This window comes from Paenibacillus sp. BAC0078 (genome assembly GCF_054483875.1).
Genome location: NZ_JBTLRW010000014.1, coordinates 52,522 through 65,900, shown reverse-complemented (window position 1 = coordinate 65,900; position 13,379 = coordinate 52,522). Strand labels below are relative to the sequence as shown.

The following is a 13,379-nucleotide window of genomic DNA, read 5'->3' as shown; positions in this document are numbered from 1 at the left end:
ATCCATCAATAGATGGTATTCATTGTAAGGCGCGTTAGTTCATGCTGTCAACGCGGGAGGTGAAGGATGAAACGGCTGCTGCTGTACATGATCGGCCTGGCTCTGTGCGGACTTGTAATCTACGCCATAGCCTATGACCGTCCGCTGCTGGTGGAATTTAATGCGGAGCCTGTGCCCAAGGCTGTACCCGCAATTCAGGTGCGGATTGCGCTGTATGACTGGACGGACAATCTGGAAGTGAAGAACGCGATCCGGCAATATAACCTGAACAATCCTGACCATATTGAAATTGTAATGATGAATATCCAGGCGGATGCCTATGATGACACGCTCAACATGCTGATGACCTCCGGTCAAGGACCGGATGTGTTCAGCGTGGATAATAGCTGGCTGGCTACCTATGTGAACAAGGGGTATCTTGCCAATCTATACAGTGATCTGACTCCCGAATATCTGGCCAGATTTCCGCAGTGGGCCAGGGACTACGCGCATAGCCCGCTGTTCAAGGGGGGGCTCTATTTCATCCCCTCAAGTATCGAAACTGTGCGCCTAATTTACAACAAGCAGTTGTTCCGTACTGCCGGTCTGGACCCTACGCAGCCGCCTGTTACCTTTGCCGAGGTGAAGCGGGCTGCGGGCAAGATCAGCCGGGCCGGGGTTGGCGTGAACAAATACGGGTTCGCGCTTCCGGCTGGCGACAGCCAGGACAGTCTGCAGACCGGCCTGGAGATGTCAGGCACCTACAGCGGGCAATATCTCTATAATTACCGGACTGGAAGGTATGACCTGAGTGTCTATGAGCCGTGGCTGCAACTGATGCTGGACATGAAGAAAGAGGGCAGCCTGTATCCCGGAGAAACGCTGCTTAAGCGGAACAGCGCCCTCAGGCAGTTCGCCGACGGGAATATCGGCATGATGTATGCAACCAGCAAAGATTATGTGAAATTGCAGGAATATATGCCTAAGGATGATTGGGGAGTGGCGCTGCCACCGGTAAGGGCAGCGTCCGAGAAGGGAGCCGGCGCGCTGATGATGATTCCGCACTCCCCGCTGGTGGTGAACAGCAGCGCCCCGGACCGCGGGGCGGCAGTGAAGGTATGGAAATTCCTGCAGTCACAGGCCTTCCTGACCATTCTGTTCCAGCAGGCCTTGGCACTGCCGGTGGTGGACGGCATCACGGAGCATCCGAGACGGGTTCCGGGGCTGGGCCACTTTAAGGAATTCCATCCCACTGCCGCAGAGTCGATCTATCCGCTCTCTCCACAGATTATGGACCAATACGATCCCAACACCGTCTCCGTGGAGCCGCGCGATTCGGGTGACCGCTCCCGGATGCAGCTCTATCTGCAGATCCTTTCCGGCGGAATAAGCGTGGGCGCGGGCCTGCGCGCGGAAAGTGACCGGCTCAACCAGATGCTGGACATCGCGGCGACCGGGTATTTTTTTAAGCGTGAGGATTATATTTACCCGGACTTCGATCCGAAGAAGCCTTTGCAGGGGCAGAGTCTGGAGAGCCGGTGAGGTTCGGGAGGGAGAGGGAGGGAGGGATCGGGTCGGGCTGGACCGGGCAGATCTGCGTGAGAGTGATGGTAGAGCGTTCAGGAGAAGCTGGAAGCGAAGGGGCTGGGAGGGGAGAGCCAGGAAGTCGGAAAGTCCGTGCGAAAGTGTGAAAGTCCGAAGGTGCGAAAGTGCGAAAGTCCGAAAGTCCGAAAGTCCGAAGAGGCAAATAGATTAGGTGGAAAAAGTAAAACTATTCTGCGGAGATCCGTCTCCCAGCAGAGGGTAGTGGGAATTTCTCCAACTATTTTGAGGAAATTCACTGCATATGAAGGAATTCGGGCAAATTAGTGATACTTTTTCCCACTAAAGGTCGCTGGAGCAGCAAATCCTTCGGATTAGTGGTACTTTTTCCACTTCGGTTCCCTATAGATGTCTTTACTTGTATCAAATTTATAGCAAAAGGAGTCTCCGCATGTCCAAGACATGGCCGCAGGCTCCTTTTTTGTTGATGTTCGGCAGTAGTCGGATTTAGGGGTAACAGCTCTGCGTGGATACAGTTATCTCCCCGAAGGCATATAGGAGGCAGGGTGTAATTCTTCACTTTCGATCACAATGGCAGTTAATCCTGTACTTGTTTTTGTCTCATGCCACTCCCCTTTGCTCCAGAATACGGCATCTCCGGTGTGAACTTTACAATATGCTGTTCCATCGCCTCGGACATAGCCTTCCCCAACCATAATAAGGAGGAGCTGAGGCGTGGTTGCCTGGTGATACCCGATAACCCCGTTTGCTTCCAAATGCATACATCCAATATGAGTGCTATCCGTCTGAATCCATCTTGATTATTATACACAACCATATCCGCGCTGGGCCTCTCCAAACTCTGTAGATTATCGAACTTTTATTATAGATGGCCTTATTCAGCCTGTGCCGTTCTCCGGCTACACTTAAGACAGGAAAGAGAGAGACTGCTGAAGGATCGGGAGGCGTAAGGGATGATCACTCATGAGAAAAGAAGCTTGCTGAGTACCGGGCAGAATGTGCAAGTGCGGACGAGTGCGAAAAGAAGCTCCATGCTCAGGCATTTGCTGAAACACAAGGTGCTGCTGCTTATGCTGCTGCCGGGGGTTATTTTCCTGCTGATTAACAACTATTTGCCGATGTTCGGGATCATCATTGCTTTCAAGAATATTAACTATGTGGATGGAATCCTGGGAAGCCCGTGGGTGGGGCTGGATAACTTCAAGTTTCTGTTCGCCACGTCGGATGCCTGGATCATCACCCGCAATACGGTGCTGTACAATTTCGTGTTCATTATCCTCAATCTGGTGATTGCCGTCTCCATTGCGATTGCCCTGAATGAGCTGAAGAATAAGCTGGCGGCAAAATTTTATCAGAGCATCATGTTCTTCCCGTATTTTTTGTCGATGGTGGTGGTGAGCTACCTCGTGTTCGCTTTTCTGAATGTTGAATACGGTTTCATTAACAAAGGCGTTCTGGCGATGTTCGGGCTGAATGAGCTGAACTGGTATTCGGAGCCGAAATACTGGCCGTTCATTCTGCCGCTGATCAACCTCTGGAAAGGGGTAGGGTATGGCTGCGTGATCTATCTGGCGGCGATTATCGGCATCGACAATGAGTACTATGAGGCTGCTCTGATCGACGGGGCCAGCAAGTGGCAGCAGATCCTCCACATTACGGTTCCGCTCATCCGTCCGGTCATTATCATCACGACTATTCTCGCTATCGGCGGCATTTTCCGCTCCGACTTCGGGCTGTTCTACCAGACCACGCTGAACTCCGGGGCGCTCTATCCGACCACGCTGGTCATTGACACCTATGTTTATAACGCGCTGATCAACATGGGCAACCTGGGCATGTCCGCTGCAGCCGGATTATACCAATCCATCGTCGGCTTCTTCCTCGTCCTCGGCTCGAACTGGATCGTGCGTAAGGTCGACAAGGACCAGGCTGTGTTCTAAAAAAGGTGCGAGTAACGGAGGTGAAGTTTGGATACTTACGGAGCGATAGCGGCCGGAAGTCCAAACATTCACCGCAGTTGCGAGCAACACCTTTGCAATGGATTTTGAAGAAGAAGGAGGATGGAACCAGTGACCAACAATGAAATATCCAGGCCGGCCAACATTATACTCCATATTATTTTTATCATTCTGGCGATCACCTGTCTGCTGCCGATTGTGCTGGTGTTCATGATCTCGATTACCGACTACGATTCCATTGTGCTGAACGGCTATCAATTTTTCCCGGAGAAGTTCAGTTTGGAGGCGTATGCCTATATCTTTAAGGATTATACCGTGATTGCAAAAGCCTACGGCGTGTCCATCTTCGTAACCGTCACCGGCACGCTGCTCAGCGTATTTATCTCCTCTCTCTATGCGTATCCGATCTCGCGGGCTGATTTCAGATACAAGGGCTTCTTTGCCTTCCTGATTTTCTTCACGATGCTGTTCGGCGGCGGGCTGGTCCCCTGGTACATGGTCTACACGCAGGTGCTTGATCTGAAAAACTCGATTTGGTCCCTAATCGTTCCAATGCTGCTGTCCCCGTTCAATGTGCTGATTATGAAAACCTATTTCCAGATGAGTGTGCCGCCTGCGCTGATTGAAGCTGCCAAGATTGACGGCGCAGGGGAGCTGCGGACGTTCTTCCGGATTGTGTTCCCGCTGTCCCTGCCGGTGTTCGCCACAATTGGCTTGTTCAATACGCTGCATTACTGGAACGACTGGTTTAACAGCATGATTTTTGTGACGGATACGGATCTCTATTCCTTGCAGTACCTGATGTACAAAATGATCTCCCAGGCGGATTACCTGAGCCGCAACGGGGCTTTGATTCAAGGCTCGGCAACCGAGCTGGCCAAACTGCCGGGTGAGACCATCCGTATGGCGATGGCGCTGATTGGCATTGGTCCGATTGTGCTGGCATATCCTTTTTTTCAGCGGTATTTTATCAAAGGCTTAACGCTTGGCTCCATTAAAGGCTAACCTCGGAATTCCGATTAGCATATATTGACCATCAAGGGGAGGAAACAAACTATGGCAGGTAAAAGAGGTACGGGTCTGCTGCTGTCGCTTGTACTACTGATCGGACTATCGCTGAGCGGGTGCGGCGGAAATAACAGCAAGGAGGCTGCACCTACCGGGACAAAGGCAGAAAGCACCACCGCACCGGCCGCCTCGGATAAGGCTGCAGCCACGGAAGCGACGAATAAGCTGGAACAGGTGGAGCTGTCGCTGTATCTGCCCGGCGGGCCGGATAAGGATGTGGCTTCCGTCGAACAGGCGATCAACGACTATCTGAAGGATAAGATCAATGCCACGATCAAGATTAATCAACTGAGCTGGGATAAACCGGCAGACAAAGTGAACCTGATGATCCAGTCCGGCGAAGTGTTCGATATGGTCTATACCTGGAACTTCATGACCAATGCCGCCAAAGGCGCGTACCTGCCGCTCGAAGAGCTGCTGAACACCTATGCCAAGGAGACCAAAGCCCAGATTAATCCGGCGTATCTCCAGGCTGCTACCGTTAACGGACATTTGTATGCGGTTCCAACGGAAAAAGAGCTGGGCCAGTCGGTAGGCTTTGCTTTTGACAAGGCGATTGTTGATAAGTATGGGTTCGATGTGAACAGCATCAAGAAGCTTGAGGACATTGAACCTATGCTGAAAACGATCAAGGAAAAGGAGCCGACAATCACGCCGCTGTTCATGAACCACACGGACAGCCTGAACTGGTTCACGGTGTACCCGGACAGTGAAGACCTCGACGGCAGCAACGAAATTCCGACACTGCTCGATTACAAGACGATGAAGGTTTTTAACGAATATGATACTCCTGAAATTTTGGCACGGCTGAAGCTAATCCGGGAATGGTACAAAGCGGGCTATATTAACAAGAACGGGGCTACCGACAAAACCGAGCTGAAGGACGCAGTAAAAAGCGGCAAGGCCTGGTTCACCTACGGCAACATGAATCCAACCTCCACCAATGACTGGACCCGTCTCGCCGAGAAACCGATGATCATCAAAACGCTGCTCCCGGTACAGGTAAGCACCAAAAGCCTGCAGGGCTCGATGCTCGCCATCTCCAGAACCTCCAAAAATCCCGAGCGGGCCATGATGTTCATGAACCTGATCCACACTGATCCGGTTCTGTATAACCTGCTCACCTTTGGTATTGAAGGCAAACACTACAAGAAAGTGGGTGATAACACGGTGGAGTTCATCCCGGACAGCGGCTACAACTCCGTATCCTCATGGATGATCGGGAATGTACTGCTCAACTATCTGAACAAGGACGAAGACCCGAAACGGGTGCAGCTCTACACCGACTGGAACAAAAATTCTAAAGTGTCGCCGGTCATCGGATTTGTCTTCGATTCAACGAAAGTGCAGTCGCAGATTGGAGCGCTGATCAACATTACGAAGCAATATAAGAATACCCTGTACTCCGGGGAAAAAGATCCCGAGCCGATCCTGAAGGAAATGAACAGTAAGCTTAAGGCCGCTGGTCTGGATGCCGTGATAAGCGAAATTCAGTCGCAAATGGATGCGTTTTTGGCCGCCAAGTAAGTAATTAAAGTATTAGCAGACCCGATATCCGGGTAGATAGCCGCCACCTGCCTCTCTGAGTCGGGCCTGCAATGGCCGCTGCCTGGATGTCGGGTATTCCCATTCGCCAAATTAGCAATTGGGGGCCCTGTTTCTATTCTTATAGAAGAGGGTGTTAATGTGCGAATTCAAAGAAGTACAAGTGTGCTGCTAACCCTGGTATTAGTGGTGATGTCCTGCCTCATGCCGACTGAACGTATCGTATCGGCCGATCCCCCGGGCGCAGCAGTAGTTAAGGAAATTGCACCATCCGCTGAAGCGCCGGAGCAGGTCTCCAGCCTCGTCTACGGAGAAACGCCGTTGCCATCGGTAACAACCGCTACCTATGAGCCGGCGGGCGTGATATGGCAGGTGGGTGAGCCGGATAACAGCTCTGCGGAATTTACAGTGTTCAATAATGTGTATAGTAACCTGTCCCTGCCTATGCCCTCTGACAGTTGGAATACAGTCTCCAAAGGCATGAAGGCGAGTGTGAACGGGAGCGTTTATCTTTCATTTGATTTGGAAGCGGTTCCGCAGTATGGGGCGGAATTCAGCATCAAGGTTATCGACGCCAGCACCGCCATTCCCCAGCTTGCTGTGTTCACAAACGGTCTCATGAGCGGACTGCTTCAAATCACCGGCTTGAATAACGGAGAGGTCTCCCTGGAGCGTACATGGAGACAAACCTATAGGCTGTATATTCCCAAAGAACAGCTCCATGTCGGTGAAAATCAGCTTCAGCTCGTAGTCGACCGCGGCTTGTACGCGGACCCGGAGTCTCCCGGCTATGACGGAGACCAATATCTATGGTTCGAGTGGGATTATTTCAAGCTGGAGGCCTTGAATCACCAGGCGGAGGAGCCGATACATGGGCGATACGTCCATCTGGGAACGACCCTTGCCGCCTCCACCTTCAAATATGACGAGAACGCGATCCGCCATCTTGCGCCCATGACCAAATGGATGGGTATTGCCTACAGCGGCAACTGGATGCGGACCTCCTTCTGGTCGGATACAAGCGCGGGCTGGGACCCGCAGGGACGGAACTATCTGGCTACGCTGCGTGACCTGAATCTGGAACCGATGATGAATATTATCGGAGGCAACTGGAAGAGCAATGCCGATCTGGTGAACGGAACGGTCAGTGCCGCTCTCAGAAGCAATTATGCCGCATTCGTCAGCAAATTCGGTGACTTGTACCAGTATGCGGAAACGGGCAACGAGCCGGGATTGTTCGGGTGGTCGCAGAAATCTATATTGGCGATTCATGAGCTGATGGCTGAGGAGAGGCAGACGAATAGCCAGTCTTATCTGAAAATTGTGGCGCCCGGCTGGGCCTATTGGCCGTACAACGGAATCCCCGACGGTTGGGAGCGGGATGCTGCACAGCGTGAAGAAATTGAAGCGCTTTCAGATATAACGAACGGCCACAGCTATGGCGGAACGGGTGTACAGCCGCTGCCGGGCGGCAGCCTGTATGAGAATCTGCGGGTGTACGGCGGAGCAGACGAAGGCTTCGGTAAAAAGATGGCAATGAGCGAGACAGGCAGCAACGACAACCATTCCGACAATACGAAATACGGCACGTATGCGTATAGATTCGCTTCTGCTTTTGACCGGGAGCTGCGCGGGGATATCGGCTATGTGGACCATATTATGCAGCATGCGGCCTTTTTCAATGACGGGACAGAGTTCGGATTATTCGCTTCCGGCATCAACTGGAACACACACCGCTTCGAGGATACGGTGGCGGTTCCCGCGAACAGCAATGAGCAGGGTGAGACGCGGCTGAAGACGTTCCGCAGACTGGCTGCCGCTTATGCCACGCATGGCCGTCCGCTTAGCTACGAAGTGCTGAATCCATCCGCCCTAAACGGGAAAAAGGCTTATTTCCGCGCGGTGGACACCTCGGCGCTGGGGACCTCAGCGATAGGGGCTTCTTCAGATAAAATTTTGCTGAATTTCGTGAATTTCGAGACACAGCCGGTGACGATGCAAGTACGGGTGACGATGCCAAGCAGCGGCCAGTATGCCGGAGAGGTCTTCGGCCCAGGCGATACCTACGCTGCCGCGCACTCGAATGTCCAGCTTACGGCGACACCGGATATTACGCTGACAGTTACTCTGGGAGCGGGTGAGACCATCCAGTATATTCTGGATAAGCTGGAGACTGCAGCGCCTACTGTTCCAACAAGTCCTGTGGCGGCGACAGTAAGCCATGAGCAAATCCAGCTGACGTGGGGCGCTTCAACAGACAATGACAGGGTGGTCAGCTACAATGTGTACCGTGATGGCGGAGCGGAGCCGATCATGACGGTTCCGGGACGGATCAACTTTTATAATGACTATACCGTGGCTCCTGAAACGGAATACAGCTACACCGTTCAGGCCGTGGATGATTTCGGCAATGTGTCGCCTTTGACCTCTGCGGTATCAGCGACTACACTGCCTATGCCGATCACGCAGCACGTAGCAGGAGACCCGACCAAATTTGAGGCAGAAGCCACAGCCTTTACCTCTCCGCTAAAAGTCAGCAATAACAGCAGCGCCTCCGGCGGAAAGGTTGTAGAGCAGACGCATGGCGGAGGTCTGACCATACAGGGGTTCTATTCGGAGCATGGCGGAAGCTACACCTTAACTATTGCATACGCTTCTAATCAGGATGCGAAGAAGAATATCCTTGTCAACGGGCAAAAGCAATCTACGGTGAGCCTGCCCACCACCGGAAGCTGGAACGCTAATATTACCGCTAGACAATATGGCATCACGCTCCAGCCGGGCTATAACATGATCACCTTCACCTCTGGCGGGAACGGCGCGAACATTGATTACTTCAAGCTGGTAGAAGGGGCGTATGTACCTGTTTCGGCCTGGTATACTGTGGAACATGATCATTCTTATATCGACTATACCGGCTTCACAACAGCACCTAACGGAGTTTCTCATGTAACATATGCGCCAGACGCCACGGCTATGTTCAATTTTACCGGAATCGGGGTTCGCTGGAGATCGGATATCAAGAGTAATATGGGTAGTGCGGATGTCTACGTAGATGGGCAATATAAGGAGACAGTGGTTATTCCGCAGGCCGGTCTTGAGGGTGAGAACAGGATCGTCTATGAGCTGACCGGTCTGGACTACGGGCTGCACCGGATTGAGATCAGAGCTACTAACGGTCTGGTTATGGTACACGGCTTTGAATTCGAGAGCTATGAGCCGACCCTTCCCGCTCCTATGGCAGACATGATCGTTACGGATATCGGCTGGAATATCGTGAACAGCGACGGCACTCCATCCGCCCACAGCACTCCGCAACTGGGGGATTCCTTGATCTTCTGGGCCAAGGTTAAAAATATCGGAGTGCGCCCAACGCCCCTGAATGCCTCGACCGGGCTTGGGCAAATCACCGGTGGCGCCTTCTCCGTCAATGGCGGAGTCGTCTCCTGGTCGGATACGAACAACACGGTCATCCAGCCCGGAGAAGAGATTACGCTGACGGCTAACGGCAGCGCCCAGGGCACGCCCAAGTGGACGGTTCCGACCACCGGCAATTTCACGATCAGCTTCTTCGTAAATGATATCTGGAGGTATCCGGAAATGAACAAGGAGAACAATAAGCTTAGCGAGATGCTGAGTATTAGCTTGTTCTGAGTAAGGTGAATAGAATATACAAAGGGACTTCTCCGAGTTGGAGAGGTCTTTTTTTAAGAAATAATGGATTAAACTTGACCAGAAATTGGATTTTTTATATGGTATAATTACTTTTTTGCGTGCTAAGAGAGTCCTCCCCACCCGGTGTAATGAAATGCCTGTGAGGAGGCAGACGCAATTCAGGATCAAATTCCTATTTGCGTCCTTCTTAATATTATGTCCTGTTTCAATAAAAATCTCTTTTGCAAGGAGTAAATTATAATGAGTAACGAGAAAAACCTTTATATCAGCTATTTAGATGAAGCAAAAATTGAGAACAAAGGACCGGTGCGGAAATATACGATTGCAAGCATGACAGCAGCTAAAAGAGATTACGTCGATGATATTGAGGTGAAATGGAGCTGCAATTATCAATGTCATGTAGTATTATATAGTTTGGCAAGAGGGAGTAGATCCTGTCTTGTCAAACCTCGCAGGCATATGACCGGGCGAGTTTCTTTTTTTTATTATGAGTAATTTACATAGTCAAAGAGCCATTCTAAGTCGATTACATGACTTGAATGGCTCTTTTCAATTTCCAAAGATATCTCTCAGCCGCAGCATTCGGGTGTTTTGAGTGATACTGAATATTTGTAGAATTTTATACTTATTTTATAGCTGCCTTTATTTAGAGCAGCTGGCGTTTTCGTTACACTGTGTTTAGAAACTACCAGGAGGAATTGTGACCATGCGGAGGCCGCTTACATTGGAAGAGCAGGACTGGGTGGAGCGCACACTCGCATCCATGAGCCTGCGGGAGAAGATTGGGCAAACGATGCAGGATCATGCGGGCAGGCTGCCGTTCAAGGGAAATGATGAAGCGGCGCTTGAAGCATATTTACAGAAATATCCGGTGGGCAGCTTTTTTATCGGCGGGGAAGTGATTCAGAAGGCTGCGGGCAAGGCGGAGGAATACCGGGACTTTACGCGGTTGCTCCAGAAGCTCAGCAAGTATCCGCTCTTGTTCTCTGGCGATTTGGAATTCGGTGCGGGGTCTGCGGTCAAAAGCTTGACCGCGTTTCCGCCACTGCTTGCGCTGGCCGCTGCCGACGATGAGGCTCTGGCTTACGAATACGGCAAATTTACAGCGCTCGAAGGCCGTGCGGCGGGGTTCACCTGGGCGCTGGCGCCGGGGACGGATCTTTTGCTGAACTGGATGAACCCTGTGATCACTACGCGCTGTCTGGGGGATGATGCCCAGCGGGCGGCACGCCTGGCCAGTGCGGTGATGCGGGGAATGCAGGAGCATGGCCTTGCGGCTTGTGCGAAGCATTTTCCGGGGGATGGGGTAGATTATCGGGATCAGCATATCGTTACTACCGTGAACAGCTTGTCTGAGGAGGAATGGTTCGCCACTTACGGACAGGTGTCCCAGCAGATGATTGACCAGGGCGTAATGTCGTATATGACCGGGCATATTGCCCTTCCTTGGCTGGAAGGGGATACGTCTGAGAAGAAGCCTGTACCGGCAACAGTGTCGGAGCGCATAACAACGGAGCTGCTGCGGGAGCGGATGGGCTTCCAAGGGGTGGTGCTGTCGGATGCGCTGGATATGGGCGGATTTCTGGCTTGGGGCGATTATGAGAAAAGGATGGTGGACTGCTTCAACTGCGGTACGGATGTACTGCTCTGGCCGGGTGTGGAGTATTTCGAGGTCATGGAGAAGGCAATTGCAGAAGGCGCGGTGAGTATGGAACGGCTTGACGCCAGTGTCTGCCGTATTTTGGAGCTGAAAGCCGGACTCGGTCTGCACGGTATAGATATTGAAGGCCGCGACCTGCAGGCTGTTCCGCTGCTGAACGACAAGTTGCCGCCTAAGCTTGATATGGAAGCAAGGGAGCTTAGCCGGACTCTCGCGGAGCGCTGCATCACGCTTGTCCGCAACCGGGGTGAGCTGCTGCCTCTGAATCCGCAGACGACCCGCCGGGTGCTGGTCATCCTGCTGAACAAGGTGACAGAAGGGCGCAAATATGAGCGGATGAACGTTTTTGTTGATCTTTTGCGGGCGAGAGGGCTAGAGGTAGATATTCTGGATGAATTTGAGCCGCTGAATACGCTGCGGAAATGGGAGCTGTCTGGGGTAAGGTGGGATGCTGCTTTTGCGCCATTTTTCCTGCCCCTGCATGGAATGATGAACACGGCCCGTCCGGTAGGCGAGGCTGCCAAAGCAATCTGGGCGATGCAGCAGGCGGAGACGATCAGGCCAATCGGGGTTTCTTTTGCTACGCCGTATTTACTTCAGGATATGCCATTCCTCGATGCGCTGGTCAATGCTTATTCGTTGCATGAAGAGACGGTGGAGCTTACGGTTAAAGCGCTGTTTGGCGAGATTCCTTTTCAGGGAGTGTCTCCGGTGAAGGCAGACCCGCAGGGGGATTATCCTGGTACGAGGGGGTATCGGCATTGTGAACACTAGGCGGAAGCTGGAGGACAGACTGGAGCTGCTATTCGAATATATGATCGCCGAGCGGCATCAGGGGAATTGGGGAATGGATATTGACCGCTGGGATTGGGTCCCGGGGGTCGGCGTGATTTCTTTGCTGGAATACAGCACAGTCTCCGGGCAGGGAAAGGTGGTAGATTATCTGCTGCAATGGGTGAACCGGAACAAGCACAAGGCCGAAGGGGTAAAAGTCATCAATTCCCTGGCCCCGTTCGCGCTTTTCCCTGAGCTGTACCGCTTGACTGGAGACCCGTGGTTTCTGCAAAAGGCCGTATCCACCGCCGATTGGATGCTAAGCACAGCGCCCAAAACGCGAGAGGGTGCGCTGGAGCATACCGTCACCGAAAATGTGGATTTCCCGGAGCAGGTATGGGCGGATACGGTATATATGGCTGTTCTGTTCCTGGCGCGGCTTGCCGGATTAACCGGAGAACGGCAACTGGCGGATGCGGCGCTGGAGCAGACCTTGCTTCACCTGCGGCTGCTGCAGGACCCGGCATCGGGGCTGTTGTTCCACGGCTGGAACAGCCGCGAGGGGAATCATATGTCGGCAGTCCATTGGGCGCGCGCCAATGCCTGGATCACCTTGGCGGTTCCGCAGATCGTGACGGAGCTTCAAGGCGTGGCCGAAGTTCCTGATGAGCTGTACCGCCGGTATGCATTGCTTGCGGCGGGCTTGCAGTCCTGTCAGGCGGAAAACGGAATGTGGCACACGGTACTGGACAGACCTGATTTTGTGCAGGAGACTTCGGGCAGTGCTGGGATCGCCTGCGGCTTCATTAAGGGAGTAAGGTGCGGCATGCTGGAGACTTCATATTTGGACAGTGTCGGACTGGCCGTGGAAGCCATCCTGCCGCTCATTGCGGCGGACGGTGAAGTAAGCGGGGTATCCGGCGGCACTCCGGTAATGCCTTCGGCAGAGGCCTACAATGAAATTACCGTCTACCCTACACTGTATGGGCAGGGACTGGTGATGCAGCTTTTGACGCAGGCACTGGATCTGGATCTGAAAGACGGTGACTTGTAGCTTGGAGCCGCAGTTGAACGGCAAACCCTCCTTCCTTTATTTAGACTCGCACCCAAGCGCTAGCTGTATTTGATACAACTAAAAAGTTCTATTTTCGCGCTTA

Annotated in this window: 8 protein-coding genes; all 8 read left to right on the top strand. The window is 52.6% G+C overall.

The annotated features are described in order from the left end of the window. Positions 1-66: 66 nt before the first annotated feature. Entirely contained in the window at positions 67-1,521 is a 1,455-nt protein-coding gene (locus ACX1DY_RS22500; RefSeq protein ID WP_458966430.1) for an ABC transporter substrate-binding protein, read from the top strand. Between the two features lie 974 nt (positions 1,522-2,495). Then, positions 2,496-3,482, top strand: coding sequence for an ABC transporter permease (locus tag ACX1DY_RS22495; protein WP_458966429.1), 987 nt, complete (start codon positions 2,496-2,498; stop codon positions 3,480-3,482). A 120-nt stretch (positions 3,483-3,602) separates the two neighbouring features. Then, positions 3,603-4,505 carry a carbohydrate ABC transporter permease gene (locus ACX1DY_RS22490; protein WP_458966428.1) on the top strand — a complete coding sequence of 301 codons (903 nt, stop codon included), beginning with the start codon at positions 3,603-3,605 and terminating at the stop codon, positions 4,503-4,505. Between the two features lie 51 nt (positions 4,506-4,556). Beyond that, the gene (locus ACX1DY_RS22485; RefSeq protein WP_458966427.1) at positions 4,557-6,095 is read left to right on the top strand and encodes an ABC transporter substrate-binding protein; all 1,539 of its coding nucleotides are present in this window, start codon (positions 4,557-4,559) and stop codon (positions 6,093-6,095) included. Between the two features lie 159 nt (positions 6,096-6,254). Beyond that, on the top strand, positions 6,255-9,767 hold the full coding sequence (locus tag ACX1DY_RS22480) for a polysaccharide lyase family protein (protein WP_458966426.1): 3,513 nt from the start codon (positions 6,255-6,257) through the stop codon (positions 9,765-9,767). 261 nt (positions 9,768-10,028) lie between these two features. Continuing rightward, positions 10,029-10,283: a hypothetical protein gene (locus tag ACX1DY_RS22475; RefSeq protein ID WP_458966425.1), complete on the top strand. Its 255-nt coding sequence runs from the start codon at positions 10,029-10,031 to the stop codon at positions 10,281-10,283. Between the two features lie 211 nt (positions 10,284-10,494). Beyond that, positions 10,495-12,222: a glycoside hydrolase family 3 protein gene (locus ACX1DY_RS22470; RefSeq protein ID WP_458966424.1), complete on the top strand. Its 1,728-nt coding sequence runs from the start codon at positions 10,495-10,497 to the stop codon at positions 12,220-12,222. Further along, positions 12,212-13,276, top strand: coding sequence for a glycoside hydrolase family 88/105 protein (locus ACX1DY_RS22465; RefSeq protein ID WP_458966423.1), 1,065 nt, complete (start codon positions 12,212-12,214; stop codon positions 13,274-13,276). Before ACX1DY_RS22470 ends, ACX1DY_RS22465 begins: the two co-directional genes overlap by 11 nt. Positions 13,277-13,379: the final 103 nt, after the last annotated feature.

Excerpts from the sequence above, each read along its gene's own strand:
- ACX1DY_RS22470 (WP_458966424.1), top strand. The coding sequence starts at position 10,495 with ATGCGGAGGCCGCTTACATTGGAAGAGCAGGACTGGGTGGAGCGCACA.
- ACX1DY_RS22500 (WP_458966430.1), top strand. The coding sequence starts at position 67 with ATGAAACGGCTGCTGCTGTACATGATCGGCCTGGCTCTGTGCGGACTT.
- ACX1DY_RS22490 (WP_458966428.1), top strand. The coding sequence starts at position 3,603 with ATGGAACCAGTGACCAACAATGAAATATCCAGGCCGGCCAACATTATA.
- ACX1DY_RS22495 (WP_458966429.1), top strand. The coding sequence starts at position 2,496 with ATGATCACTCATGAGAAAAGAAGCTTGCTGAGTACCGGGCAGAATGTG.
- ACX1DY_RS22485 (WP_458966427.1), top strand. The coding sequence starts at position 4,557 with ATGGCAGGTAAAAGAGGTACGGGTCTGCTGCTGTCGCTTGTACTACTG.
- ACX1DY_RS22475 (WP_458966425.1), top strand. The coding sequence starts at position 10,029 with ATGAGTAACGAGAAAAACCTTTATATCAGCTATTTAGATGAAGCAAAA.